The 25697-nt window shown below is 67.3% G+C and carries 25 protein-coding genes and 1 tRNA gene; 17 read left to right on the top strand and 9 right to left on the bottom strand.

Features of this window, described 5'->3' with window-relative positions; translation table 11 throughout:
- The 13 genes from U4E84_RS09585 to U4E84_RS09645 form a co-directional block, all read left to right on the top strand.
- The coding region (locus U4E84_RS09585; RefSeq protein WP_322531873.1) for a site-specific integrase at nt 1-505 on the top strand (505 nt) is incomplete at its 5' end.
- 348 nt (nt 506-853) lie between these two features.
- On the top strand, nt 854-1024 hold the full coding sequence (locus U4E84_RS09590; protein ID WP_322531874.1) for a hypothetical protein: 171 nt from the start codon (nt 854-856) through the stop codon (nt 1022-1024).
- Nucleotides 1021-2763 carry a hypothetical protein gene (locus tag U4E84_RS09595; protein ID WP_322531875.1) on the top strand — a complete coding sequence of 581 codons (1743 nt, stop codon included), beginning with the start codon at nt 1021-1023 and terminating at the stop codon, nt 2761-2763. Before U4E84_RS09590 ends, U4E84_RS09595 begins: the two co-directional genes overlap by 4 nt.
- Complete coding sequence (locus tag U4E84_RS09600; protein WP_322531876.1) at nt 2763-3170, top strand: hypothetical protein; 408 nt, start codon at nt 2763-2765, stop codon at nt 3168-3170. Before U4E84_RS09595 ends, U4E84_RS09600 begins: the two co-directional genes overlap by 1 nt.
- A 6-nt stretch (nt 3171-3176) precedes the next feature.
- Nucleotides 3177-3554, top strand: coding sequence for a hypothetical protein (locus tag U4E84_RS09605; RefSeq protein ID WP_322531877.1), 378 nt, complete (start codon nt 3177-3179; stop codon nt 3552-3554).
- 23 nt (nt 3555-3577) lie between these two features.
- On the top strand, nt 3578-3991 hold the full coding sequence (locus tag U4E84_RS09610) for a hypothetical protein (protein WP_322531878.1): 414 nt from the start codon (nt 3578-3580) through the stop codon (nt 3989-3991).
- Nucleotides 3988-4281 (top strand): hypothetical protein, encoded by a 294-nt coding sequence (locus tag U4E84_RS09615; protein ID WP_322531879.1) that lies wholly within the window; start codon nt 3988-3990, stop codon nt 4279-4281. Before U4E84_RS09610 ends, U4E84_RS09615 begins: the two co-directional genes overlap by 4 nt.
- 76 nt (nt 4282-4357) lie before the next feature.
- Nucleotides 4358-4732, top strand: coding sequence for a hypothetical protein (locus U4E84_RS09620; RefSeq protein ID WP_322531880.1), 375 nt, complete (start codon nt 4358-4360; stop codon nt 4730-4732).
- Between the two features lie 23 nt (nt 4733-4755).
- The gene (locus tag U4E84_RS09625) at nt 4756-6480 is read left to right on the top strand and encodes a hypothetical protein (RefSeq protein ID WP_322531881.1); all 1725 of its coding nucleotides are present in this window, start codon (nt 4756-4758) and stop codon (nt 6478-6480) included.
- The gene (locus U4E84_RS09630; protein WP_322531882.1) at nt 6473-7342 is read left to right on the top strand and encodes a hypothetical protein; all 870 of its coding nucleotides are present in this window, start codon (nt 6473-6475) and stop codon (nt 7340-7342) included. Before U4E84_RS09625 ends, U4E84_RS09630 begins: the two co-directional genes overlap by 8 nt.
- On the top strand, nt 7339-8721 hold the full coding sequence (locus tag U4E84_RS09635; RefSeq protein ID WP_322531883.1) for a hypothetical protein: 1383 nt from the start codon (nt 7339-7341) through the stop codon (nt 8719-8721). Before U4E84_RS09630 ends, U4E84_RS09635 begins: the two co-directional genes overlap by 4 nt.
- A 223-nt stretch (nt 8722-8944) precedes the next feature.
- On the top strand, nt 8945-12379 hold the full coding sequence (locus U4E84_RS09640) for a hypothetical protein (RefSeq protein ID WP_322531884.1): 3435 nt from the start codon (nt 8945-8947) through the stop codon (nt 12377-12379).
- 4 nt (nt 12380-12383) lie between these two features.
- Nucleotides 12384-12710 (top strand): hypothetical protein, encoded by a 327-nt coding sequence (locus U4E84_RS09645; RefSeq protein WP_322531885.1) that lies wholly within the window; start codon nt 12384-12386, stop codon nt 12708-12710.
- 472 nt (nt 12711-13182) lie between these two features.
- Here the strand turns inward: U4E84_RS09645 and U4E84_RS09650 are convergent, their stop codons facing one another.
- The 8 genes from U4E84_RS09650 to U4E84_RS09685 all read right to left on the bottom strand — a co-directional run bounded on the left by U4E84_RS09650 (nt 13183) and on the right by U4E84_RS09685 (nt 18425).
- Nucleotides 13183-14847: a winged helix-turn-helix domain-containing protein gene (locus U4E84_RS09650; protein ID WP_322531886.1), complete on the bottom strand. Its 1665-nt coding sequence runs from the start codon at nt 14845-14847 to the stop codon at nt 13183-13185.
- Nucleotides 14844-15140 carry a hypothetical protein gene (locus U4E84_RS09655; protein ID WP_322531887.1) on the bottom strand — a complete coding sequence of 99 codons (297 nt, stop codon included), beginning with the start codon at nt 15138-15140 and terminating at the stop codon, nt 14844-14846. Before U4E84_RS09655 ends, U4E84_RS09650 begins: the two co-directional genes overlap by 4 nt.
- Nucleotides 15133-16170, bottom strand: coding sequence for a phosphoadenosine phosphosulfate reductase family protein (locus U4E84_RS09660; RefSeq protein WP_322531888.1), 1038 nt, complete (start codon nt 16168-16170; stop codon nt 15133-15135). Before U4E84_RS09660 ends, U4E84_RS09655 begins: the two co-directional genes overlap by 8 nt.
- Entirely contained in the window at nt 16160-16492 is a 333-nt protein-coding gene (locus tag U4E84_RS09665) for a hypothetical protein (protein ID WP_322531889.1), read from the bottom strand. The genes U4E84_RS09660 and U4E84_RS09665 overlap by 11 nt, the downstream gene beginning before the upstream one ends.
- Complete coding sequence (locus U4E84_RS09670) at nt 16489-16710, bottom strand: hypothetical protein (protein WP_322531890.1); 222 nt, start codon at nt 16708-16710, stop codon at nt 16489-16491. The genes U4E84_RS09665 and U4E84_RS09670 overlap by 4 nt, the downstream gene beginning before the upstream one ends.
- 81 nt (nt 16711-16791) lie before the next feature.
- Nucleotides 16792-16966: transfer RNA gene (locus U4E84_RS09675), tRNA-Trp, on the bottom strand.
- A 132-nt stretch (nt 16967-17098) separates the two neighbouring features.
- A complete protein-coding gene (locus U4E84_RS09680; protein ID WP_322531891.1) occupies nt 17099-17320 on the bottom strand; it encodes a DUF5795 family protein in 222 nt (73 codons plus the stop codon).
- A 91-nt stretch (nt 17321-17411) separates the two neighbouring features.
- Nucleotides 17412-18425 (bottom strand): DUF5794 domain-containing protein, encoded by a 1014-nt coding sequence (locus tag U4E84_RS09685; RefSeq protein WP_322531892.1) that lies wholly within the window; start codon nt 18423-18425, stop codon nt 17412-17414.
- A 527-nt stretch (nt 18426-18952) separates the two neighbouring features.
- Between U4E84_RS09685 and guaB the strand changes: the two genes are divergently transcribed.
- The 3 genes from guaB to U4E84_RS09700 all read left to right on the top strand — a co-directional run bounded on the left by guaB (nt 18953) and on the right by U4E84_RS09700 (nt 23217).
- Entirely contained in the window at nt 18953-20440 is a 1488-nt protein-coding gene (guaB, locus tag U4E84_RS09690) for an IMP dehydrogenase (RefSeq protein WP_322531893.1), read from the top strand.
- Nucleotides 20441-20580: 140 nt separating this feature from the next.
- Entirely contained in the window at nt 20581-21168 is a 588-nt protein-coding gene (locus U4E84_RS09695) for a HalX domain-containing protein (RefSeq protein WP_322531894.1), read from the top strand.
- Nucleotides 21169-21255: 87 nt separating this feature from the next.
- Nucleotides 21256-23217 carry a DEAD/DEAH box helicase gene (locus U4E84_RS09700; RefSeq protein ID WP_322531895.1) on the top strand — a complete coding sequence of 654 codons (1962 nt, stop codon included), beginning with the start codon at nt 21256-21258 and terminating at the stop codon, nt 23215-23217.
- A gap of 68 nt (nt 23218-23285) precedes the next feature.
- Here U4E84_RS09700 and U4E84_RS09705 read toward each other — a convergent pair whose 3' ends face one another.
- Complete coding sequence (locus U4E84_RS09705) at nt 23286-24353, bottom strand: phytoene/squalene synthase family protein (RefSeq protein WP_322531896.1); 1068 nt, start codon at nt 24351-24353, stop codon at nt 23286-23288.
- 114 nt (nt 24354-24467) lie between these two features.
- Between U4E84_RS09705 and U4E84_RS09710 the strand changes: the two genes are divergently transcribed.
- Complete coding sequence (locus U4E84_RS09710) at nt 24468-25658, top strand: acyl-CoA dehydrogenase family protein (protein WP_322531897.1); 1191 nt, start codon at nt 24468-24470, stop codon at nt 25656-25658.
- Nucleotides 25659-25697 lie beyond the last annotated feature (39 nt).

Below are 25697 nucleotides of genomic sequence, written 5' to 3' on the forward strand. Positions count from 1 at the left end.
TCTGATTATCCAGCTCGGGGGGTACGTCGGCCTCCGCGCCTTCGAGATCCCGCAGGTGTGCCCGAAGCACGTGAAACGGACGTCGGACGGCGACCACTTCCGTCTCCGCGTCCCCGAGGGAAAGGACACGACCGGCGGCGGCGGGAAGCCTCGCGACGCGTTCCTCCCGCGCGACGTCGAGGGCGACATCCACCGGTACGTGCGGAGCGAGGAGATCGGGCGCAACAAGCCGATCGTTGACCTCTCGACGAGTGGCGTCCGGGCGGCAGTCAAACGCACGGCCGAGCGCGCGGCCGAGGCGACCGGTGACGGCGACTTTCGACACGTCTCGAGCCACGATCTCCGCCGTCGGTTCGCACAGCGACTCCTCGTCGATCGGCAGATGAATCCGCGCGTTGTCATGACGGTCGGCGGGTGGGACTCCTTCCAGGCGATCGAACCGTACCTGAACGCGCCGACGCCGGAGGTCGTAAACGAGGCCTTCGAGGAGGCGGGGTTCGCGTGAAATCAAATCAAAGAGAGATACGGAAGCATGCCGAACACAAAATAGACTAAAATACCGATAGCAACGATTGAACCACAGACAACCGCGAGTACTACGCCCGCGTAGAACAAGTAGCGATCCATTCCAAAACCTACGATTGACTCTATATTGAGATTCTCCGAGTAAGTAGCTTTCGCGGGCTGGGTTCTGGTTTTTTATCAGCGTCTCGACGGCTGGTCTTCTCATCGGCCCGCGTGCCGGGCCGGTGACAGGTATGACCGACGACACGGCGGACTCCGGGACGGAGTCCACAACCGACGAGCGGCCGAGGTGGACCGACTACAGACACGTCTCAGAGGGAGGAGCGGCGTGAGCGAGCCGGCCGAGGCCGAGGCGGCGTCGGGACTGAGCATCGAGTTCGGTCCCGCCTTTTCAGAGACTGAACGCGACCACGCGCTCGACGCGCTCGAGGAGGCGGGGTTCCCCGTCGAGGACTTCGACGTGCGCCACCGAGGCGCGGAAGCGGGGGCCGGCCGGTGACCCGGTGGGACCCGGACGGGATCGTCGTCGGCGACGCGTTCCGGTCCTACGTCGAGGACCTCAGAGAGACCTACGACCACGCCGCGGGCGGCGTACAGCCCGATTCTCAGAACAACATGAGCGAAACACAGAGCGGTAGCGACGCACAGGCGGACGAACCACGGATCGACGTCGACTCACAGGTGAGCCGACGCGTATTCATCGCGGGAGTCGGCGCCGCAGCGGCGACGGCGGCCGGAGCGGGAACGGCAGCGGCACAGGAGGACGGGGACCAGATCCCCGACTTCGACAGTGAGTACACTCCGGTGCTGAAGCTCGTCGACGTCGAGCTCTCCGTGGAGGAGCACACCTCCGACATGGGCGAGCTCGACTACGTCAACAACGACGGCGAGGTAAAGAGCCTCACCGACGAGTTCGGCGCCGTCCTCGAGCCGGAGCCGGACGACGAGGAGGAGACGCACAACCCGGTGCGGTTCAACGCTCGCGACATCGACTCGGACGAATACCGGGCGTTCCCGCGTGACGCCACGCGGACCAACTCGGACGACGAGGAGGAGGACGTCTCCGCGCTCGACGCCGACGAGTGGTCGACCGACGAGGCGGACACGGACGGGTCGATCACTGTCGAGGACGACGACGACGCGCTCTCGGTGTCGACCTCGGACCAGGGCTCGGGAGACGTCGCGACCGCGACGTTCTCTCTCACGGACCTCGACTCGGAGATCGACTCCGGCGAGGAGCGGAAGATGCTCCAGCTCGTGCTCGACGTCGACGACCTCGAGGCGGACGCGGTCGTCTCCTTCGACGTCGTGGACTCCAATGGGGAGTCGGTCACGGCCACGATCGACGCGGACGCGGACTCCGCGGACGACGACGTGATCGCCACCGAACAGGGGTCGGGGATCGTGTTCCAAACGCAGCTCGGCGAGTTCGACGGCGGCGAGGACCTCGACACGCTCGAGGAGATCGTCGTCGAGGTCGAGGAGGCGAACGCGGAGCTCACCATCCACGGCATGAACCTCGAGCTCGACTCCGAGTGGTCGTTCGGGACGCGCGAGACGTTCGACGAGGACGAGGAGGAGGTCGTCGAGGAGACGCTCGTCGAGCCGAGCGGTCGGACGGGGATCGTGTCGCTGGAGAGCCTCCTCGAGGAGTGGGGCGACGCGACGATCGCGGAGGTAGAGTACCACGTCGAGGTGCGGGCGTCGGAGTCGCCGCGGTCGCACTGGCAGGTCGAGACCGAGGAGATCGAACGCGGAGACTACGACCTCCGGTACACCATGGTCGGCGGCCTGGAGCTCCCGGGCGGCCTCTACGACGTCGAGGTGTCGGAGCCGGGCGAGCTCGTCGACGAGGTCCGGCACCCGGAGGACGCGTACGACACGGTCGAGTACGCACACGACCTCGGAGAGATCCCGACGCTCGACGACATCGACGACACGGACTGGACGGACGCCACCAGTGAGTTCGACGCGGACATGGACGAGGAGGTAACGGTCTCCTCGACGGTCGAGTCCGGCGACCGGATCGGCGTCCACTACGTGATCACCGAGGACGAGGACATCATCGAGCCGATGGTGACGTCGACGGGCGGCGGTGGCGGAGCGCCGGCGCTCGGCGGCGGTGGCGGCGGCATCATGAGCAACCTGTGGGCGTGGGCGGTGGCGCTCGGGACGGGCGCGGTCGGAGCGATCGCGCTCGCCCGACGACGCGCCGCGAACGCCGTCGGAGGTGACTGATGTCGGCCGACGCAGAAGAGATCGTGGACGACGGCGCCGCCGGCGTGGAGGAGGACGGCGTCGTCGACTACACTCGGATGGTAGTCTTCGGCGGCGGTGCGAGTGCGCTCGCGATTACGCTCGTCGAGGTTATCATCGGGATACCCGGGACGTTGCTTGCGCCGGTGACGGCGTTCACGGACGGTCTCGCGACGTTCATCGGCGGAACGCTCGGGGCACCGGTAATCATCAATGACGCTGGTGCGGCGACGGCGGCGAGGTCGTTCACATCCGGGACCGCAGCGCTCCTCGGACCGCTCGCGTTCCCGGTTGCGGTCGGTGTCTCTCTCGCCGGCGTGTACCTGTTCCTGTTGTTCCTCCGCAGGATATCGGTCTCGCCGACCCAACTCTGGCAGGAGAGAGACTAATCTGCCATGTCTCAGGCTGCTGGCGGAGGTGGCGATTCCGCGCCGTCCGAGAGCGACTACGTCGACGACGGCTCCATTCAGTGGGGCGACCTCGTCAGCGCCAGCGCCGGCGCGTTCCTCACGGGATTCGTGATCTTCGTGGCGGACGCGTTCAACTTTGCCGTGAGCGGCGTGCTGGCGTACGTAGACTCGGCCTTTCAGGGACTCGCGGGGTTCTTGTCGGCGCCGTTCACGACCGGCGAGTCGGAGGTCGTGAGAGCATTCGAGGTCGGCGCTGCCAGCCTCGAGTCCACGGGACCATTCGCGTTTCCGCTCGCGGTGGTTCTGTCGGTTACGAGCGTCTCACTGGTCATTTGGGGGGTGTACCGTGTCGCCGGCGAGTGACTGCGGTGTCAGGGTGATCTCCTGTGAGTAGATCAGGAGCTCCCGAACCGGCAGAGTACGACGAGGACGCTGAGTACGGCGGCGAGACGACGTCGCTCCTCTCGGATCCGACCGGTTACATCCGGGAGATCGTGCTCTCGGTCCTGGTCGGGTCGGTCCTCTCGGTCGTGACGTTCGCGATCGCGACAGGGGTCGACATTTGGATGTCGGTCCGGTCGGCGCTCGCGACCGCTGGCGGTGCGGTGACGGGCGACGTCGGGTTGCTGTGGTCGACGGCGGCCACGCTGGTCACGCTCCCGATCGAACTGTCGGGCGACCTCGCGGCGTCGGCTGGACCGTTCGCGCCGCTCGTGGCCGCGCTCACGTTCGCCGTAACGGCGGCGATCGCCGGCGCGATCGCGTGGAGCCTCTACCGACTGGTGGTGATTATCACATGAGCTTCAGAGACGGAGCGATCGCCGGAGGAGCCGGAGGGACGTTCGCGGTCGGCGCGGACCTCCTCATCAACGGCGGAGAGGTCGCGTTCGCACTGTTCGGGGTCCTCCTCGACCAGAGCGGGCTCGTGTACCTTCTCCTGTCGAGGCTCCTCTCGGCCGCTCCACACGTCGCGTGGCTACCGGCCGCGGAGATTGAGCTGGCGTTCACTGCCATATCGCTCTTCCTCGCGGCATTCACGTTGTACCGACTCGCGAAACGGTCGAAACGAGAACTATCAGAGAGATTATGACACACTCAGACACGGAACGAATCGACGGAAGGAACCCCCCGCATGCGGGTGGGGGTCGAGAGAGTGAGGTATCGACATGATGCCTGGAGGAGCGCTCCTCCTGGTGGCACTACTGGTCGCGGCCGGCGGCGTCGTGACGGTCGCGGCGCTATGGGTGCGGAACTATCGGGAGACCGGAGCGAACGCGCCTGAGGCGACTCGAGACACGTCTCAGACCGTCGTCGCGTTCGTCTCGGGCGCTGTCCTCGCGATGGCGATCGCGATCGCCGAGCTGGCGGGACTCCTCGGCGTCGTCGGTGACGTCGTCGCGATGTTCCCTGGCGGGGTGACGCAGCTGCTCCTCGGAGGGATCGCGGTGGCGGGCTTCGGCGGCTACCTCGAGCTCGGCGTCGTCGGCGCGACGCTCCTGGTCGTCGCGATCATGGCGACGTCGACGGCACTCACCAACTAACCATGTCGGGACGCTCCCGCGGTGTGGTCGTCGCGACGGTGGCCGTCCTCGCGCTCCTGGCGGTCGCGGGAGCGTCGGGTATGGCGGTCGCACAGGACGGAGAGAACGGGTCGAACGTGACGGAGGTCGAGGATGCGGGCCCGTACTCCCTCGACGAGCTCGACAACGCCGGCGTTCGTGCGTCGGAGTCGGGGCAGGCGTCGACGCGACAGTGGGGCGACGCGGGCTCACTGTGGGTCCGGTACGTCCCGACGGGGATTGCCGGCTCCGCGAGCGAATCGTCGACGTGGAGCTACCTCGAGCCCGGGGCGACGATCGAACGGACGTCGATCTACCTCGGTGGCGCGTTCGGGTGGGGCTCGAGCGGCGAGGACCTCGACGTCACCCTCGTTTACTGGTCGCCGGGAGAGGTTGAGGCCGAGGACGAGGACGGGAACGTCCGCGAGGAGCCGGCGGCCGTCGACCAGGAGGTACGGAAGACGAGCGTCGAGATTCCCACCTCCTACGCCGAAGAGGAGATCGAACTGAAGCCGTCGTACGACGAGCCGCGGAAGGTGACCATGTTCGTCGAGGGCTCCGAGGGAGAGGCGACGTGGACGTTCGACGTCCATACCTCGCGGACCGCCGAACCGGTCGCGGTCGACACGCGGAGCGACCTCGCGATGTGGATCGCGGCCGCACTCGGCGGCGCGCTGATAACCATCCTCGCGAGTCTCTACGTCGCCCGCCAGCTCCACCGGAACGCCGGCGCCGGACCCGGTTATCCCCTGTGGCTCTACGGCGCCGCGTTCGTCCCGATCGCGTTCCTCACGGTCGCGGTCGGCTTCCAGCGCGTCCTCAACACGGTCGCGGAGGCGCCGTGGATCCTCATCCCACCGGTCGCGTTCGTGACGGTCGTCGCGGCCGTCACCTGGTGGGGAGACGAGACGCGGAAGGTGACAGTCATCGACCTCGACCTCACGGACCCGGACGTCAAAGAGGACGGCTCGGGGTCGTTCCCGATCGCCGTGAACAGCTTCCCGCTCGCGGAGGTCGGCGGCGCCGGTCGCGAGAAAAAGGAGGGCGTCGTCCTCGAGGGCATTGGCGCGTACCTCGCCCGGACGCGAGGCGCGATCCCGGAGTGGGACATCGGCGACGAGCCCTCGGTGACTTACGACGGCCGCGGCTCGACCGACGAGGTGGTCTTTACCGACCCGTTCGACGACGACCCGATCTCCTTCGAACGGGAGGGCTGGTCGATCGACCACCTCTACCGCTGGCCGGACCAGGCGGAGATCCCGAACGACGCGGGGACGATCGACCGCCTCGCGATTTATCTCGAGGGCGTGGCGTGGGCCGAGCTCTTCGCCGGCGCCGCGATCGTCTCGGCCGGCTACCTGGTCGGAGAGGTCGGCTTTTCCACCGGCCTCCTCGGCGCCGCGGTGGCGGTCGTGCCGGCGGCGATGTACGTCGCGCGACCCGTCAAAGGGACGTGTGAGGTCAACGCTGCTCCCGGCGCGTTCGGGAGCGTCCTGGTCCAGATGATCACCGCGGGAGAGGAGCTCGAGAAGCTCGCCGATCGCCAGTTCTTCAAGCAAAAGTACTTCGAGGAGCGCGGGTCGAACGTCGCCGAGCGGAAGGCGGCGCGCGAGGAGTCCGAGCTCTCGAAGTTCGACGAGGTCATGGCGAACCTGGAGAGCGGCGAGGTCGACCTGGAGGACGTCCTCGAGAAGGACGGTGTCTCGGGAGGTGCGTCGGCCGATGACTGAGACGATCGCGTTCGACTTCGCCGAGGTCGAGGACGACGTCGGCGACGACGCACCCGCGTCGCGTGAGTCGACACTCGAGCCGCTGCGGGTCGAAAACCCGACGCGGCCGGCGCTGGAGACGCTAGCGCGCGACCAGCGCGAGCTTATCTCCTCGTGGCTCTCTGGCTTCTCGAGCCGGCGGGACGTCCTTCTGTGGTCGCACGAGGCGACTGTGGCGACGCTCGGGCAACTCCCCCCGGAGTGGCACGTCGACCGGTTGATGTCGCTCTCGGAGCTCTCCTCGCTCCTGGTCGTGGAGGAGGAGCGGCGTCGGTGGATCGACGAGGACGTGCTCCTGTCGTACGAGAGGGCGCGCGAGTGGCGCCTCGCGGTGGCGTCTCGCGACCTCGTTCCGGCGTGCCAGGACGCTCTCCGGCGCGTACGCTGGAGCGCGGTGGAGTACGCGGACGACGACGACGCGGACGATCCGACGTACATCGACGTCGACGACCAGGAGGCGCCGGCGATGCGGCCCGGGCTCGAGGAGACGGCCAACCGGCAACGGTGGGTCGTGACGCACGGGCTCGACGGGTTCGGCGGCCTCGAGGATATCGTGGAGACGTGGATCCCGGTCGCGATCCACGCGAGCTACGGCGAGCTCGACGAGGACCTCGCGGCGGCGTTCTGGTCGGAGCGCCCGCTCCGGCAGCTGTTCATCCACCGGGACGACAGAGCGGCGCGGTTTTTCCGCGAGTCGTTCCTCGCGACGGAGTTCCTCCCGGCGTTCAACACGGCGATCGAACAGGTGGCGGACCGCGCCGGCGAGGCGATCTCCGGCGGTGAGACGACGGACCACTCGGCAGTTACGTACCCCAGTACATGAGCAAAACACAGTACATCCAGGAGGTTTCGACGGAGCGCGAGATTCGCGAGCAAATGGCTCGGGTGTTCGACACCCACGAGACGAGCGCACAGGCGCTCGGCGACCCGACGGCGCCGAACCACAACGACGGCGAGAACATCTATCAGTCGCTCTCAATGGCGCCGTTCCACAAATACCTCGCACTCTGTGAGGACCGAGGACAGAACGTCGCGACGTTCCCGAGCGCGTGGGCGACGCCACTCATTCATTTAAAAGAGCGGGAGATTCAACTCCTCGAGCAGCTGGTCGGCGAGGTCGAGTACGACCCGAACGACCCGCACCCGAGCCACGAGGCGCTCGAGCGGTACCCACTCCCGCGAGCGAAGGCGCTCGAGTGGATCGCGGACGACACGGGCGATCGCACGGGTTGGAACGCGAGCGGGTCGCGCACGCTCGACGCGTGGACGGCTGGCGGGTCGGACTACCTCGCACACGGCGCGCCCGGCTCCGGAAAGTCGACGCTGATGCAGTCGACGATCGCGTGGCTCCAGCAGCTCAACAACGAGACCGTGCTCCTGGCGGACACGCTCGACGACTCGGGGACGAACGAGCGCTCGGAGTGGCTCACGCTCGCGCCGTGGACGACGATCGCCGTTCCGGCCGGTATCCCGATCGACGTCCGGATCGTCCCGGAGTCGCCGGAGGTCGCACCGTTCTCGGTCGGCCTCGAGGACATCTGCCGCGACGTCGTCCGGTACGAATCGCCGCGCGACCTCCTCGGGCAGCTCCTCGAGGGACAGTTCTACGTCGTGTTCCCCGACCCGCTACACCGCGGGTGTGAGGAGGCGAGCCGACACGCGTTCCACGGACCGGACCGGGTGACACCGGTCGGAGAGCCGGGTCCGTCGAGTCCGACGCCGGCCGACCAGTGGTGGTTCGCGTTCGTCCAGGCGCGCATCAAGTTCTCCGAGTTCAACCACTGGACGTCGATCTTTTTCGACGAGGCGGGGAACCTGTTCGACCCCGACGCCGAGAAGGACGAACACGACGAGTATCAGAAGATCCGGAAGTTCGCTAAGGACTTCGCAGACGCCCGTAAGAACGGCGTCTCGGTGTTCACGTACGCGCACGCTCTCTCGGAGGTGACGCACTTCTTTAGAGCAAAACAGCGCTGGTGGGTCACGATGGCGGAGACGGACCCGCCGATCGGGAAGTCGCTGCCGGGCGAGAAGTCGTGTCCGATCCCGACGAAAAAATACACGAACCAGATGGACACGGGCGAGGCGATGGCGTGGAACACGAACAACTACGCGTCGATCTCCTGGCCGAACGTGAAGGGGCAGGCGCGCCTCGACGCGGAGGTTTCGATCGATTTCGACCTGGAGGCGGTGGGGCTATGATCGGATCGTCGACGAGCTCGCGCTCGAGCGAGATCTCGAAAAGATCGAACAAAAGCTCGCGAGGGGTGGGTTCGGAACGCGGATCCACGCCTCCACGCGCTGATACGTCCGTTCGGAGCTCGGATCTTCGCGGCTCCGTACGCGCGCGTATCTTGAACTGCTACGGCGACCACCCCCCCACCCCCCTGATTAGCGGTGCTGTTCGCGGCGACCGAGGTGCGACATGACACGTTCCAAACTACTACTCGCGGCGCTCTTCGCGTCGCTCATGACGGCATTGATAGTGGGCGCCGCGGTCGCGCCCGCCACGGCACAGAGCGGACCTGACGGCATGGTCGCGCTCGGAGACGAACAGGTCCACGAGGATCTCCCCGACGACTCAGACGCACCCATCCGCGCGGACGACCTCGAGGGCGCAGTATACGCCAGCGACCACGCGGACACGCTCGAGGTCACGGTCACGACGCCCGAGCGCGCGGAGGACCACCTCGAGAACGGGAGCGTAATCTCCGAGGACGACGACGTGGCGATCGTCCTCTCAGACGACGAGGTCCACGACGGCCGCGACGTGGCCGTCGACACCGACGTCCTCGAGGACGGCGTCGGCTACAAACCCGACGTGGCGTACGGAGTCCACGAGTCCGGCGAAGAGTGGCAGTCGGCGATCGAACCCGGCGACGGCGTCAGCAAGTTCAACGTGCCGGAGTTCTCTGACAACTCGGTGACCTTCTCCGGAGGGATCGAACTGAGCGGAGACTCGGCCGGAGATGGGTCAAACTACGAGTACGAGCTCGCCGACCTCGACGGGACGACCGAGCCGGAGATCAATGTGACGGGCGTGGAAAACACCGAATCGGCATCGACATCCGGCGTGTTATCCGATGAGGAGTCTCTGTCGCTCGACGTCGGAGGAACGACCGATCCGCGCGATGGACAGGTCGAGTTCACTGGAACAGAAACAACGAGCGGCTCCGACTCAGTCTCGGGGACCATCTCCGACGGCGGATCGGATACCGCCGACGTCGGTGGGAACGCCGATCCGTCAGACGAGGAGATCACCCTGGAGCCGCCGGAGGAACTCGACGAGTCGAGTGAGTCGACCACCGTCTCGGGAACCGGCACGACGGTGAGCGAAACGGTGTCTATCGGTGGCACCCATGACCCGACCGACGAGGAGGTGAGCATCGAGGCGTCGGGTGGTTCGACTTCGATCACTCCTGAGGAAAAAACAGAGATTGGAGCTGACGGCAACGGAGCGCATGAGGAAACGGTCGATGTGAGTGATATTGACGAAATCGACGAACTGAGCTTCACATGGACTGGAGAGAATAACAACGAGGTCAACTACGCTGATTTGGAGTTGTCTATCGACGGTGAAGTCGTCGCGACGGACACGCAAACCGGGGATTCTGGAACGTTCGAGACGACAACCGCGTCGGACATTGATATGGATGTGTCGGATAAGTCGGAGGTGACTCTAAAAATCGACGAGACATCGGGTAGGGACTTAGCAGCCATCAGCACCGAAGATATTGATGGTGATGGAGAGCGCTCAGAGCTTGAGCTAACGAACAATCCCGAACCGGTTGATGTGTCGCACGACGGAGGCACGACGACGGTGGATCCGGGCTCGACGGAGAGCATCGATCTAACGGATGGGACGACGGTCGAGTTTGAGTCAGATCCGCAAACGCTCGACGCCGATCTATCATGGACCGAGCGGACGGGCGTCGAGGACGTCGAGGTCGACGTGGGATCGGAAACGGTGACCCATGACGGAACGCTCGACGAGGAGGTGACCGAATCAGTCGATCTCTCCGAAGGATCGAATTCGGTCGATGCGAGTTATTCGGGGAAGGAGGACGGACTGAGTTACGATCTGGCGTGGGACGAAACGACGGTGACAGAGGATCCGTCGGTAACAATCGACGGCGAGACAGTCTCTCACGACGGTATGATTGAGGACGGGGAGACAGTTGATGCCGGGTCTATTGATTTATCAGACGGCTCACAGTCGGCTGATATCTCGACGTCGGGTGAGGTTGACACCTCGGTCTCGTGGACGGAGGTGACCGAGACGCGCGATCCCGTCGTGGAAGTCAACGGCCACGAGACGACCCACGACGGCACGCTCGAGGACGGTGAGACCGAGTCGCTCGCGGGTAATGAGGGTTGGCTCGAGAACGGCACGAACACGGTCAACGTGACGACGTCCTCACCGGAGACCGGGCCGGAGTCGCTAGCCGGCTTCGAATACTCGCACGACGCGTCCGGCACCACTCGAGAGGTCGATGTCGAGGCGACCAGTTGGACGGAGACGTTAAACGTCAATCACACGTATCCGGCCGAGACCGCGGACGCGAACGCGGTCCTCACGTTCGACGAGGACGTGGTGGAGATCTCCGACGTCGAGTACCGCACCGACGACGGGGAGTGGCAGTCACCGCCCGACTACGAGCTCGACGGGACCGACCTCGAGGTGGAGTTCGGCGACGTCGACGCCGACACCGACCTCCAGGTACGCGCCGACGGCCGCAAAGTCAAAACCTACGACGGCGAGGTGGACATCCTCGAGCCGACGGTGGAGGGCGACGAGCTCGCGACGGAGGTCGAGCTCTCGGAGCTCCAGGACGATACGATGTTTGGCCTCCGCGTCGACGGGACCGAGCTCGGCGACCGGGTCCACTACGCGAGTGAGGAGAGCTGGTCGGGCGACTCGGCGCACGCGGAGATCTCCTCGAGCGGGACGCAAATCCTCCGAGCGCCGGACGCGAACAACGGATCGACCATGACCGTCGAGTCCTCGCCGCTCTCCGTCGAGCCGGAATCCGGCGCGGCGGAGGTCGTCGTCGAGGACGGCGAGGAGCCGCGGTTTAAAATCCGCGAGGGGAACACGACCGGCTCAGCGTCGATCGACATCACTTACCACGACGCACAGGACGGCGAGCGGTACGTTCTGTGGTCCGAGACTCAGGACCGGGAGATCGACTCCGACCGCGCGAACTCGCCGGTGACGTTCACGACGGACGACTCCTCGGAGACGTACACGATCCGCCAGATGGACGAGGAAGGATCGGCCACGGGCGGGGCGCCACCGGAAGAGGGCGGCTCGAGCGCGCCGCTGCTCCTGGTGCTTCCGGCAGTCGGGATCTCCGTAACCGGCCTCTTCTACGCGGGCCGGCGCTTCGGTGGCACTCGAGGGATCCGCGGGAACGCGATCCTCCTGGTCGGGTCGACGATCGTCTCAGCGGCGGCGCTGGAGATCGTCACGCCGGGGTCGCTTATCGCACAGATTTACCGGGCGACCGTGTTCGCGCTCGGTGACGCGGTCGCGGGTGGGATCGGAGCGACGTTCGCCGCGATCGCGACCATCCTCGGGTTGTGGCAGGTCCAGCGGCGGACGGACGCGAACGTCCCGATTTACGTGACGATCCCGTCGGTGACGATCGTCTCCATCCTCGCACTGGAGGCGATCCGTCCGGGGTCGGTTCTCGGACCGCTCGAGGGCGTGATCGCCGAGGTCGGCGCGCTGCTCGCGATTGTTATCCTCGCGTGGGGTATCTACTGGTGGCGGCAGCGGAGCCAGGTCCGCCAGGAGGAGGCGTCGACGCCGGACACTCAGGTTCAGCTCGACCTCGAGGATCAGGGGGACGACTGAGCGGATGTCGTTCCTCCTCGAGCTCCTCCGGCGGCTCGGTCTCGAGGGCGGCGCCGTAGCAGCGGCGACGTGCGTCCTGGTGGCGTTCTATCTTCTCCGCGCCCGTTCGGTAGGGGCGCGTGCGGCGAGCGCGGGAGCGGCGTTCGTGGCGTACACGACGGCGACGCTCGTGTTCCTCGCGGCCGGGCTCGCGCTCGGATGGTTCGATCCGGCTCCCGGAGTGATCCGCGACCACCTGGCGCTCGCGTTCGGAGAGCTCGTCGACGTCGCGACCGGTCCGGCGCGGCGACTGTTCCGGCGGCTCGTCGAGGAGTCTCTGTCGGCGTCGTAAGGGTATCTGACAAGCCACCTTCTCGGGGTCCCGCCCCACCGTACACCGCGTTCTCTCCAGGGAGAGGGCGTTCTACGTCTGTCTCGTACTTTCCACGTGCGGAGCGGTGCGTGGCGGTAGGCCGGAGCCGTTCTGGCTCCGGCCGTTATTGTCTCCCCCCTTAGGGGCTACACCCGTAGGGTCCCCTGCTAACCTACCCACGCACCGCAACCGCTGATACGGTCGATCTCGGGACGAACACCCGTTGGAAACACCCGTTTGCGCGTTTTACATGAGGATTCATTATGTTTCTACAACCAGCCCACAACTATATGGAATCAAACAGTAAGCGATCGCTCGCCGCTCGGAGGCGTCGACGCGCGCCCGTTAACCAACATCAGATGGGTCTCGGTCGAGAGAATGTTGGTTAAGACCGAGAAAAAAGCCGGAGGCGCCGCTGTCGACCGCGTCGAACGTCGCTCCTCGCGACGGGCTACTCGACCCAGGAGCGGCGATCCGTCCTCACTCGGACCTCGTCACCGTCGAGGTACTCCTTCTCGAGCGCGTTCGCCAGCTGGTGCGCCTCGAGACGGAGGTCCTCGAAGTACTCCCACTCGGAGCTGCGACCGCGATCTCCGTCGCCGGCGTCGTCCTCCTGGTTGTCGTCCTGGTCACCGTCACCGACGGCGCTCGGATCGTCGCGCTCCTCGCGACGCTCTCGCCGCTCCTCGGCGCGTTCCATCATGTCGTCGACCTGGTCGTCCGGGTAGATCGTTCGGAGGATCTCTTTCGAGGCCTCCAGGGCGGCGAGGCTCGGGAACACGACCAGGACGGGATTCGAGACCTTGTCGACGACGCCGATCTCCGTGAGCCGGGAGACGTGGTACCGGATCGTCGACCGGGCGAGACCCGTTCGCTCCTCGAGCGTGTCGTACGACGCACCGCTCTCGGTGGCGACGACCTGGAGGATGTCGTACACGGCCTGCGTGTTCGCTTTCAGCGCCTCGCGGTACACCTCGGTCGAGACGGCCTCGAAGCGCTCGCGGAGCTGTTCTCGACGGCCGGCCGGATGCGGGTACCGGTACTCAGGGAGGCCCGGACCGTCCTGGAAGTCGTCGGCCACGAGCTCCTCGCGACCGACACCGGACCAGTCGAGGTGTGAGGAGACGACGGTACGGAGCGTCGACATGACTTCTCCCCAGTCGTCGACGTGCGGGAGCGCGCCGTCGCCGTCGACGCCGGCGAACGACGCCTCGAGCTTCGGGTGGTGCGCCGGGTCCTCGCGTGGGATCTCCGCCCACCCGGCGGCCTGGTAGCACTTCAACTCGATATCGAAGCGCGTTCGCTCGAATCCGAGGAGGTGCCACCGATCCGCGTCGACGAGCGCCTCCAGGTATCCCTCGCGCTGGCGCTTCTGGTGAGCGTCGATCTCCGACATGCCGCCGTATGCGATCAACTCCCGAGTTCGGTCGAGCGTCTCGACGACCTGGCGCTTCCAGCCGATATCGAACCGGTGGTGCGCCTCGGCCTTCTGGATCCGCCGGGACTCCTGGTCGCGGTCCGCGAGGAGGCGACCGCGATCGACGTCGAGGGCGGCCTCGAGGAGATCGAACATCCGTCCCTCGACCTCTTCGGCCTCGTCCGCCCACGTCGTGGAACAGCGGACCAGTGAGCCCTCTCCGTACTGGAGGGTGAGATCGCTCCCGTCCTTGTAGTTGAGATCCCCGAACTGCGGGAGGACTCGGAGCGAACACGCTCGACCGGTCTTATACAGGTCTCCGTCCTCGTCGCGCTCGCGGAGCGTGAGGTCGTACTTGTAGTACGCGGAGTAGTCGTCGCCGGTCCCGGTTCCGGCCTTCCAGCGGCTCGAGGTGAGCTGCACGACCCAATCGCGGCCGGAGGTCAGCGCGTCGAGCCACTCGTGATCGCGCTCGTCGAGCTCGGCGACGATCCCCGGCTCCTCGTCGCGGTCGCCGACGACCTCGTACCACAGCTGGTGAACGGCAGAGTAAACCGAAAGCTCCCTGTCGACGTCGTTGAAAACAGCCTGAACCGCGGCGCCGTGGGCGACGGGCTCGGGACCGTGTCGGTCCTCGAGGCGGGGTTCGGGCAGCGAGCCGATCGACGCGTCGAGAGTCGACGGAGCGTCGATGCTCACGCGGATCGACCTCCTTCGTCGGTGTGAGGCTCTCCTGGAACGAACGCGCCGAGCCAGAACAGTGGGTCCTCAACGACATCCCGAACTTCCTCGACGTCGAGGTCGTCGCGATCGTCTTCGTCGGAGGATCGATCGCGACCGCCATCGGTGACGGCCTTCGCGAGCTCGCGCTTGTGCTCTTGCCAGTCGTCGAGGCGTACCCAGATCCCGCAGTCGACACACCAGCGACGGGTTCCCGTCTCGTTCCACTCTCCATGGAGGCGATCGGCTTCGTCTCCGGATCCATCACTCATGTCGACCACCGTCCGGACGAACGCCGCAGGTTGAACAGAGCGTCATCTGACCGGCATCGACGCGCTCGGCGCGCGCCTCGGCGTCGGTGAGAGCGCCCCACGCCCACCGGCCGCGTTCGTCCTCGGCGTCGGCGGTGCGTTCGAGGTTCCGAAGCCAATCAGCGTGATCGTCGTGGCCGGCGGCTTCGAGGTCGATCTTCTCCTCCGGCGACCCGAAGCAACCACAGAAGCAGTCACCCGACCGGCCGAGATCGTCCCACAGGTCGTTTCGCGGGAGGTCGAACCGGTCGACGTACTCGCGGCAGTCGGCCTTACTCCAGTCGTGGATCGGCGCGTGCCACGTCCACCGCGGACCGTCCTGTTCCGGCGTCACGTTCGACATCCGACGCTTCGACTCCTGACGCCGGACGCCGGTCCACAGGTGCAGGTCTGAGGAGTTACCGCGGCCACCGGAGAACGTCGCGAGCCGGCCGATCTGTCGCTCCTTGAGCTTCCGGTACATCCGCCCGTGTTCGGCCGGTCCGGGGAAGCCGTCGGTTTCGACGCGCTCCTCAAAGCACTCCTGCGTCCGGAGCGTCCAGAGCTGCACGCCGAGGGTTTCAGCAAACTGTTCAACGTACTCGCGGTTGGCGTCGAGGCCGGTTCCGGTGTCGAGGTAGACGAGGAGGTCGGCAGGCCCCCAGCGAACGGCGACGTGCGCCGCGACCGCCGAGTCCATGCCCCCGGAGACGAGCGCGACGTGATTCCCGCGATCGATCTCTCCGTCGTCTTGATCGACTCCGCCGTCCGTGACGAGCTCGGGCTCGTCGTCGTCCTGGTCGTCCTCGAGGACGCGAAGGACGTTCCACCAGGTGACCAGCCGGCAGGTGTGACAGACGTGCTGAAAACTCCCGTTCGACAGCTCGCCGACGATCTCCGTCGTGCGCTTCTCCGAGGTCTTCCCGCACCCGGTACAGCGCGCGGACAGGATCGGGCCGACGTGACCGGCGCCCGGCGCCGTCGAGCTGGGGTTCTGCTGGCTACCCGCCATTTTGATCACCTCGCGGTAGGCCTACGGAGACCGGTCGATCCGCACACCACCAGCCGTCATACCAGTCGGGGAGGTCGATCTCGCCGTTGATTACCTGTTCCCACCAGTCGATCCACGTCTCGCGGTCCTCGACGAGGCCGACCGGCGTCCACACCATTTCGCCGTGGTCGTCGAAGTCGTAGAGGTAGACCAGCCAGTACTCCTCGCTGTTCTCCTGATCGTCCTCCTCGTCTTCGAGCTCCTCGGGGAGGTTACCGTTCTCCTCAGCGAGCCGGAGCTGTTCGGCGACGGTACTCGCGTGACCGAGATCGTCGTCAGTCACGCGGATGCACCCCCGTCGTTGGCGTCGTCCTCTGGACTGTACTTCCGAACGTGGTCGGAGGTGCCGAAAGAGAACGCCTCCGGCCGGTCCGGGCACCCGATGAGGTGACCGTACTCGAGGTCACCGTTGATGCTCCGGGTGCAGCGTGCTCCGCAGGTGTCACAGAAGAACTCGCGGTCCTTCTCGGCGGTGAACGAGCCCGAGTGACCGAGGCTCACGCGAGAACACCTCCGGTCGCGGACCTGTTTTTAGTCGAATACCTATTACTAAGAAGTGATACGTTAGAGTGAAGACCGCTATGGGGCCGGAGGGATTTGAACCCCCGATCGACTGATATCTCCGGTGCGCCTCGGAACTCCAGAGGGTCGTCAACGCGAGCGATGATCAGTCGCCCGCTCGGTATATCAGTCTGGAGTGTCGTCCCGGGCGCGGGCCTCTGGAGTCAGTCGCCATGCCTGGCTTGGCCACAGCCCCGCGTGATCTCGCATCAGTTCGTTGCCGAAACGCGGATAAAGGGGTTTCGATCGCGAGCGATCGAGGGATGTAGCGGCCACGCGCGGGGCACCGAGACTGGTGACACTCGGCCGTCGCGGCCGGCGCCTCGGCTTAGCGGTCGTCGTCGCTCCAGTCGCACTCCTGGCACTTGTATCCGGTAACGAACTCGGTGACGCTCGGCATATAGCCGACCGTGATGACGTCGCCGCCGCACTCCGGACAGTCGCGGTCGGCGTCGGCGATCGACTCGGCTTCGAGAACGGAGTCGCCCTCGACCAGCTCGGCGAGCGTTTCGGGCGTCACCATCCGCCCCTGCACGACGCGGTTTGACATACGCCGCGTAGACGACGGAACACCAAAACACCGGCGACACCGGGGCGGGACCGTCCCCGAACGTAAGGCTCACGCGGGTCACCAGCGTCGGTCAGAGCCAGGGCGCCCGGGAGTCGTCGTCCTCGAACGGGTCGGAAGCGCCGTCCGCCGGATCGCCGTCGCCGCCGTTGGCCAGCACCGCCACGTCGTCGTCGACGACGGGACCGGGCGGGCTTGGCGGGGCGTCGAGCGGCGGGTCAGTCGGGGTCGCTCCGTCCGACTCCTCGCCGACCGGGTGGTCCCCGTCGCCGTCGTCGTCGTCGACCCCATCGCCATCGTCGCCGTCGGGACCGTCGCCCGGCGCGTCGTCGTCGGCCCCCGCGGCCGGACCCGCGTTCGGGTCGTACGCGAACAGCGTCGTGACGGCGAGCACGGCCAGCGCAACGGGCGCGTCGGTCTGCATCAGATCGAACGGACCGAGCAGGATCGGAAGCGCGAGCACGCCGAGCGCGACCGCGGAGCCGAACCGGAAGCGGTCGATGTCGACCCGGCCGCGGAGGTGCGGCGACAGCAGCGCGATCGACAGCGCGAACGCGACGCCGACGCCGGCCGCTGCGGCGCCGGCGAGCACGTACTCCGGCGAGGTCTCGACGGCGAATCCGGCGGGTTCGAAGCTCGCGACGAGCCCGAGCGAGATGATGATACCCGGACTCGGGAGGTACTCGCCGATCTCCGAGCTCGCGGTCTTGGCGGCGATCGTGAGGATCACCAGTCCGGCGAAGCGCTCGAAGACGGGGAGGTTCAGGAATCCGCGGAACGTGGGGGCGAACGCCGCCTCCAGCGCCGCGAGCGGGACGATCACCGCGCCGATCAGCAGCACGGAGGTCGCCATCTCCCGGCGGCTGCCGTCCATCTCGGCGAGGATCACGGCCGCGGTGGCCGACCCTCCGAAGATGAGGATCCCGGTCTCGACGACGCCGGTCGCCGTCGACAGCACGCCCGCGACGACCAACGCCGGGAAGATGCCGTCGATCAGCGGCAGCACCATGACGGTCGCGAGCAGCTTCGTCGCGCTGCCCACCTGTCGCTCCAGACGCAGCGCTATCGGGTGACGTGAGACGCTCATTCAGGGGCGATGACCCTGACCGACGGGTGGACGGCGGGAAGCGGACGACCCACGATAGCCGAGGACCCGGCGTGCGGAGTCGAAGCCGTCAAAGCTCCGACGAGTCCATGTGGCGAATTTGCGCGGCGTGCCGGCTGTAAAGGAGGCGCCGAGGTCGCGGATCGGCTGGCCGGCGGTGCGCATATTCGCGGGACTGTCGGAGTCCATACCCAATATACGTGTTTCGGTCGCGTTAAAGGTTGTGTGAGACCTGTCCGCACGACTCGAAGAGTCGTCACGCAGCCGCGGAGTTCGATCGCAGATCCGACACCGGTACGCGCGTTCGGCCGACGATCTCTCGTTACTGTCCAGCGATCTGCAGGTCAGGTCCGGCGATCTGCCCCGACGGCCACTCGCGTCGGCGGCCGTTCTCCGCCGTCGCCCATCGAAGATCCACGATAATGCATATAACGTGGATATGGATGAGAACGACGTGCACGTCCGTGCTGACTCGCAACGCTTTTTATCGGCCACTCACGACGGTTTATATGGAGACCAACTCCGGTCGATTCTCGGCGAAACTCGACGTGCCGGAAGCGCTGACGTTCGACGACGTGCTCCTCCGACCCAAGGAGAGCCGCGTGGAGCCCGACGACGCCGACCTCTCCGCGCGCGTCTCGAAGCACGTCGAACTCACCGTTCCGGTCCTCTCGGCGGCGATGGACACCGTCACCGAGAGCGACCTGGCGATCGCGATGGCTCGCGAGGGCGGCCTCGGCGTCCTCCACCGAAACATGACCGTCGAGGAGACGGCCGCCGAAGTCGAGCGCGTGAAGCGCGCCCACGAGCTCGTCATCCGTCGCGAGGACGTCGTGACGGTCTCGCCCGACGACACGGTCCGCGAGGCCGACGTGCTGATGGAGCGCGAGGGCGTCTCCGGCGCCCCGGTCGTCGACGGGGACGACGTGGTCCTCGGTATCATCTCCGGCACCGACATCCGCCCGTACCTCGAGGTCGGCGAGGACGACGCCGTCCGCGAGGCGATGACCGACGAGGTCATCACCGCGTCGGAGGAGGTCGACGCCCGCGGGGCGCTCGAGCTGATGTACGACCACAAGATCGAGCGCGTCCCCATCGTCGACGGCGACGACCGGCTCGTCGGGCTCGTCACGATGCAGGGCATCCTCCAGCGGCGCGAACACGAGGACGCGGCCCGCGACGATCGGGGGCGCCTGCTCGCGGGCGTCGCCGTCGGACCGTTCGAGGAAGAGCGCGCCGTCGCGGCCGACGAGGCCGAGGTCGACGTGATCTTCATCGACTGCGCCCACGCCCACAACCTCAACGTGCTCGACTCGGCGCGGGCGATCAAAGAGACCGTCGACGCCGACGTCGTCGTCGGCAACGTCGGCACGCGGGAGGCCGCCGAGGCCGCCGTCGACTTCGCCGACGGCCTGAAGGTCGGGATCGGCCCCGGGTCGATCTGTACCACGCGCGTCGTGAGCGGCGCGGGGATGCCGCAGATGACCGCCGTGTCGGAGGTCGCAGACGTCGCGTCCGAACACGGCGTTCCCGTGATCGCCGACGGCGGGATCCGCTACTCCGGTGACGCCATCAAGGCGCTCGCCGCGGGCGCGAACGCGGTGATGCTCGGCTCGTACTTCGCCGGCACCGACGAGGCGCCCGGCCGCGTCATCACGATGCAGGGGAAGAAGTACAAGCAGTACCGCGGGATGGGCTCGGTCGGCGCGATGAAGTCCGGCGGCGGCGACCGATACCTCAAGGAGGAAGACGAAGACGAGGAGTTCGTCCCCGAGGGCGTCGAGGCCGCGACCCCCTACAAGGGGAGCCTGGCCTCCGAGCTCCACCAGCTCACGGGCGGCATGTGCTCCGGCATGGGGTACGTCGGGGCGGAGACGATCCCAGAGCTGCACGAGCGCGCCGAGTTCGTCCGCGTCTCCAGCGCCGGGCAGACCGAGGGACACCCGCACGACGTGATGATCACCGACGAGGCGCCGAACTACAGCCCGGACGAGTGACGCGCGTCCGCTCCCGACGCCGCTCGCTCTCGACGACCTGAGGCCGTCCGGGAGTGGGAAAATCGGACCGAAGAGGTATTTTAATATAGTCCGCGTCGAGACGAAACGTGTGAGCGAACACGTCGTCGCTCCGAGAATCTATGAGTGAGCAACCGCCGCTGGTCCTCGTGGTCGAGGACGAACCCGATCTGGCCGACCTGTACGCCGCGTGGCTCGGCGACGAGTATCGTGTTCTGACCGCGTACGGCGGACAGGAGGCGCTGGAGCGGATCGAGGAGGTCGACGACGAGGTCGCCGCGATACTTCTCGACAGGCGGATGCCCGGGCTCTCCGGCGACGAGGTGCTGTCCGCGGTCCGCGAGCGCGGCGTCGACTGCCGGGTCGCGATGGTCACCGCCGTCGAACCCGACTTCGACATCCTGAAGATGGGGTTCGACGACTACCTCGTGAAGCCGGTCACGAGCGACACCCTTCGGGACACGGTCGAGGGACTGTTGCGACGCGGGGAGTACGACACGGAGCTGCAGGAGCTGTTCGCGCTGACGTCGAAGAAGGCGATGCTGGAGTCCGAAAAGAGCGCCACCGAACTCGCCGACAGCGACGAGTACCAGGACCTCACCGACCGCATCGCCGAACTCAGGTCACGGGCGGATCAGGCCCTCGAGGCGGCGACCGAGGACGACGACGACTTCGAGAAGCTGTTCCAGGAGTTCGACGGCGACGACTGACGGATCGGACCTGAGCCTTCTCTCGAGACCTACCGCGACCCTCTCCCGCCGACTGTTTAAATACGGGCCCGCCGAACCGACGACCGAATGCGCGTCCGCGACCTCCCGCTCGCCGAGCCGTACGTCGACCACTTCGCCGGTCTGGGAATCCGCGAGCTGTACCCGCCGCAGGCGGCCGCCGTCGACGCCGGCGTCTGCGAGGGCGAGAACGTGGTCGCCGCGATCCCCACCGCCTCCGGTAAGACGTTCGTCGCCGAGTTGGGGCTGTTGACCGCGGACGGCCCCGGGCTGTACGTGTGCCCGCTCCGGGCGCTCGCCCGCGAGAAGTACGAGACGTTCGCCGCGCTCCCCGACGTGGACGTGGGGATCTCCACCGGCGACTTCGACGCCACCGGCGAGGCGCTCGCGGGCAACGACGTCGTCGTCGCCACCAGCGAGAAGGTGGACTCGGCGATCCGCAACGGCGCCGCCTGGGTCGACGAGCTCGCCTGCGTCGTCGTCGACGAGGTCCACCTCCTCGGTGCGGAGCGGCGCGGCCCGACGCTGGAGGTGACGCTCGCGACCCTCCGCCGCCGCAACCCCGCGGTCCAGGTCGTCGCGCTCTCGGCCACCGTCGACAACCCCGAGGCGATCGCGGACTGGCTGGACGCGACGCTCGTCGAGTCCGACTGGCGCCCCGTCGACCTCCGGACCGGCGTCGCCGTCGGGGGGCACGTCGCGTTCGACGACGGGACGGCGATCGACGTCGCGGTCGAGGATGAACAGGGGGGTGCAAACGGCGGGGACGACGGACCCGACGACAGCGAGGTCACGGCCGCGCTCGTCGCGGACACGGTCGCCGACGGCGGCCAGTGTCTCGCGTTCGTCCGGTCGCGAACCGAGGCGGTCGCGCTGGCGGAGCGGCTCGCCGAGGACGGGCTCGCCGAGGAGATGGCGGTCGAGTCGGCCGCGATGGCGGCCGCAGACGAGGTCGCCGACGTCGACGGGACCGTCACCGGGCGACAGCTCGCCGACTGCCTCCGGTCGGGCGTGGCGTTCCACCACGCCGGGCTCCGCTCCGGACACCGCTCGGTCGTCGAGAGAGCGTTCCGCGACCGCGACGTGGCCTGCATCTGCGCGACGCCGACGCTCGCCGCCGGTGTCAACGTCCCCGCGCGCCGCGTCGTCGTCCGCGACCAGAAGCGCTACGCCGGGTCGGCGATGGAGTGGCTCCCGACGCTGGAGGTCCACCAGATGTGCGGCCGCGCTGGCCGTCCCGGGCTCGACCCGCACGGCGAGGCGGTTCTCGTGGGCGACGCCGACACCGAGGCCGAGCTCGTCGAGCGCTACGTGGAGGGCGAGCCCGAGGGCGTCGAGTCGACGCTCGCGGACCCCGCGTCGCTCCGGACGCACGTCCTCTCCGCGGTCGCAACGGGCTTCGCCGAGACGGAGGAGGAGATCCTCGGCGTGTTCGAGGGCACCTTCTACGCCCGGGAGGCCGGCGCCGGCGGCCTCGCGGACGCCGTCGCGGTCGCTGTCGACGACCTCGTCGCGGCCGGGATGGTCCGCCGCGAGACCGGCGGCGTCGACGAGTACCGACTGGTCGCCACGCCGGTCGGCGAGACCACCTCGAAGCAGTACGTCAGGCCGGAGACCGGCGAGCGGATCGTCGCCGGACTCCGGACCGCCGCCGGGATGTCGACCGCCACGACGCTCACCGTCTTCGAGGTCATCTGCGACACCCCCGACATGCAGGACACCTACCTCGGTAACGAGGAGCGCGCCGAGATCTACCGGTTCGCCCGGGCGAACGCGGGCGAGCTGACCACGGCCATGCACGAGACCGACGACTTCGAGGAGTGGTTGGAGTCGGTGAAGACCGCCCGGATCCTCGACGAGTGGATCGGCGGCGCGACCGTCGAGGAGCTCGTGGAGGCGTACCGGATCGGCCCCGGCGACCTCGACTCGCGGATCGAACGCGCAGAGTGGCTGTTGAGCGCGGCGGAGGCGCTCGCGGAGACGATCGACGTCAGCGTGCAGGCGGTGTCGCGGGCGCGGGCGCGGCTGTGAGACGGAGGGACAAGCGACGAGGGAAGAACGACGAGGGAAGAACGACGCGCCCGGGAGGGGCGAACCGCTCAGTCGGCCGGTCCCATCGCCCGGTGGAACGGCGTCCGAGCGATCGTCCGCCGGAGGTCGGCGAGCGAGTCGCGCCCCACGTCGCCGGCGACGGCCATCACCGCGAACACCTCCTCTCTGGAGATCTTCACGCCGGTCTCGGTGAGCGCGTCCTCGGGCCGCGACTTGAGCTCGCGGAGGGTGCCGACGGCGAGCAGGTAGGGGACGGTCCACGCCTCCATGGTGTTCCCGTTCGAGAGCGGCATCGTCTCCAGGTACGCCTGTGCGTCGTCGAGGAACGACCAGGCGTACTCGGCGGTCCGGTCGACGACCCGGGCGGAGGACTCGCGGTTCTCGGGGTGGACGACCCGCTCCTGGTCGACCCCCTCGTCGGCCAGCCACTCGGCGGGGAGGTAGACGTTGTTCTCCTCGGTGTAGTCGTCGTACACGTCCTTCGAGACGTTCACGAGCTGGAGGAGGAGGCCGAACTCCTCGGCGGTGGCCCGCAGCCGCCGGGCCCGGTCCTCCCCGACGTCGCCGCGGGTGAGGAGGTTCGTGATGAGGTTGCCGACGGTGCCGGCGGCGTAGTAGCAGTACTGCTCTAACTCGTCGCGGTCGTCGATGCGGAGCCCGCCGGCGGTTGCGTGGCGGTCGACGAACATCGCCATCCCGTCGACCATCTCCAACACGGGCGGGACGATGGCCTCGCGGGCCTCGGGGTCGAGGTCCTCGAACGTCGCCACGATCGTCGGCGCCTCGGCGACGACCTCCCAGTCCTCGTCGCGCTCGGTGGGCGCCGGGAGCCACTTGTCGACCGCGTCGCGGAACGCCGCGATGTCGGTGTCGTCGTCCGGGTCGATCGCGCGTCGGTACGTCCGCAGCACGTCGCTCTGCGTCTCGGGAGGGATGTGCCCGGCGTCCTCGACGGTGTCGGCGACGCGACAGAGGAGGTACCCCACGCAGATCTGCGAGGCCATCGGCTCCTCCAACACGTCGACGGTCAGCGCGAAGGTCCGGGAGACGCCTTGCACCGCCTCGTGACACCAGGAGAGGTCGGGCTCGACGGGACCGTGTTCTCGTCCGCTCATTCAGTTGGTGACTCTAACGGCACAACGCATAAAAAGCCTCGTGGAACGCGCCAACGCCGCGGGCGTGTACAACCGTGTGGAAACGGCTAAGCGTCCTCGGGGGAAGGGGATGACATGGACTTCGCGCTCTCCGAGGAACAGCGTCAGATCCGCGACACGGTCGCGGAGTTCGTCGACGAGGAGGTCGTCCCCCGAGCCGCCGAGATCGACGAGACAGACGCGTTCCCGGCCGACCTGGTCGACGAGATGGCCGACCTCGGACTCCTGGGGATGCCGTTCCCCGTCGAGTACGAGGGCGCCGGGCTCGACTACCACAGCTACGCGATCGGCCTCGCGGAGATCTCGCGGGGCTCCGGCGGACTCGGCACCGTCGTCGCCGCTCACACCTCCCTCGCGGGCAACATGTTGTACGAGTTCGGCGACGAGCGACAGAAGGAGGAGTACCTCACCGCGCTCAACACCGGCGAGGAGATCGGCGCGTTCGCGCTCTCGGAGGCCCAGGCCGGGTCGGACGTTCCCGCTATGTCGACGACCGCGGCGCGCGAGGCGGGAGACGCACCGGAGCGGAGCGGCGTCGCCGCGGAGCGCGACGGCGACGGCTACGCGATCGACGGCGGGAAGCTCTGGATCTCGAACGGCTCCGTCGCCGACACGGTCGTGCTGTTCGCGAAGACGGACCCCGACGCGGGGCGAAAGGGGATCTCCTCGTTCGTCGTCCGTCCCGCGGAGGACGACGGGTTCGTCGTTGAGGGAACGGAGGACAAGCTCGGCGACAAGGGGTGTCCGACGGCCGAGCTCCGCTTCGACGACATGTGGATCCCCGAGGACCGCCGGCTCGGCGAGGAAGGCGAGGGGTTCCTGCAGGCGCTGAAGACGCTGAACGGCGGGCGGATCACCATCGCGGCGCGCTCGGTCGGCATCGCGCGGGCCGCCCTCGACGAGGCGAGATCGTACGCGCAGGAACGAGAGCAGTTCGATCGGCCCATCTCGGACTTCCAGGCCATCCAGCACAAGCTCGCCGACATGGACACGAAGTCCCGGGCGGCGGAGCTGCTGATGCACGAGGCGGCCGACCTGAAGATGCGCGAGGAGCCGTACGTCAAGGAGGCCGCGCAGGCGAAGCTGTACGCCTCCGAGATCGCCCGCGAGGTCGCCAACGAGGGGATCCAGATCCACGGCGGCTACGGCTACACGAAGGACTTCCCCGCCGAGCGGTTCTACCGCGACGCGAAGCTCTCCGAGATATACGAGGGGACCAGCGAGGTCCTACGGAACACCATCGCCCAGCGGCTCCTCGACGAGTAGGCGGGACAGGACCGTCGACGAGTAGGCGGGACAGGTCGG

The sequence above is a fragment of the Halorubrum sp. AD140 genome, assembly GCF_034497445.1.
Lineage (GTDB): Archaea > Halobacteriota > Halobacteria > Halobacteriales > Haloferacaceae > Halorubrum.

Coding starts and splice junctions, on each gene's coding strand:
- U4E84_RS09630 (WP_322531882.1), top strand. CDS start 6,473: ATGACTGAGACGATCGCGTTCGACTTCGCCGAGGTCGAGGACGACGTC.
- U4E84_RS09655 (WP_322531887.1), bottom strand. CDS start 15,140: ATGAGTGATGGATCCGGAGACGAAGCCGATCGCCTCCATGGAGAGTGG.
- U4E84_RS09605 (WP_322531877.1), top strand. CDS start 3,177: ATGTCTCAGGCTGCTGGCGGAGGTGGCGATTCCGCGCCGTCCGAGAGC.
- U4E84_RS09620 (WP_322531880.1), top strand. CDS start 4,358: ATGATGCCTGGAGGAGCGCTCCTCCTGGTGGCACTACTGGTCGCGGCC.
- U4E84_RS09660 (WP_322531888.1), bottom strand. CDS start 16,170: ATGGCGGGTAGCCAGCAGAACCCCAGCTCGACGGCGCCGGGCGCCGGT.
- U4E84_RS09695 (WP_322531894.1), top strand. CDS start 20,581: ATGAGTGAGCAACCGCCGCTGGTCCTCGTGGTCGAGGACGAACCCGAT.
- guaB (WP_322531893.1), top strand. CDS start 18,953: ATGGAGACCAACTCCGGTCGATTCTCGGCGAAACTCGACGTGCCGGAA.
- U4E84_RS09685 (WP_322531892.1), bottom strand. CDS start 18,425: ATGAGCGTCTCACGTCACCCGATAGCGCTGCGTCTGGAGCGACAGGTG.
- U4E84_RS09700 (WP_322531895.1), top strand. CDS start 21,256: ATGCGCGTCCGCGACCTCCCGCTCGCCGAGCCGTACGTCGACCACTTC.
- U4E84_RS09635 (WP_322531883.1), top strand. CDS start 7,339: ATGAGCAAAACACAGTACATCCAGGAGGTTTCGACGGAGCGCGAGATT.
- U4E84_RS09640 (WP_322531884.1), top strand. CDS start 8,945: ATGACACGTTCCAAACTACTACTCGCGGCGCTCTTCGCGTCGCTCATG.
- U4E84_RS09645 (WP_322531885.1), top strand. CDS start 12,384: ATGTCGTTCCTCCTCGAGCTCCTCCGGCGGCTCGGTCTCGAGGGCGGC.
- U4E84_RS09710 (WP_322531897.1), top strand. CDS start 24,468: ATGGACTTCGCGCTCTCCGAGGAACAGCGTCAGATCCGCGACACGGTC.
- U4E84_RS09600 (WP_322531876.1), top strand. CDS start 2,763: ATGTCGGCCGACGCAGAAGAGATCGTGGACGACGGCGCCGCCGGCGTG.
- U4E84_RS09705 (WP_322531896.1), bottom strand. CDS start 24,353: ATGAGCGGACGAGAACACGGTCCCGTCGAGCCCGACCTCTCCTGGTGT.
- U4E84_RS09615 (WP_322531879.1), top strand. CDS start 3,988: ATGAGCTTCAGAGACGGAGCGATCGCCGGAGGAGCCGGAGGGACGTTC.
- U4E84_RS09680 (WP_322531891.1), bottom strand. CDS start 17,320: ATGTCAAACCGCGTCGTGCAGGGGCGGATGGTGACGCCCGAAACGCTC.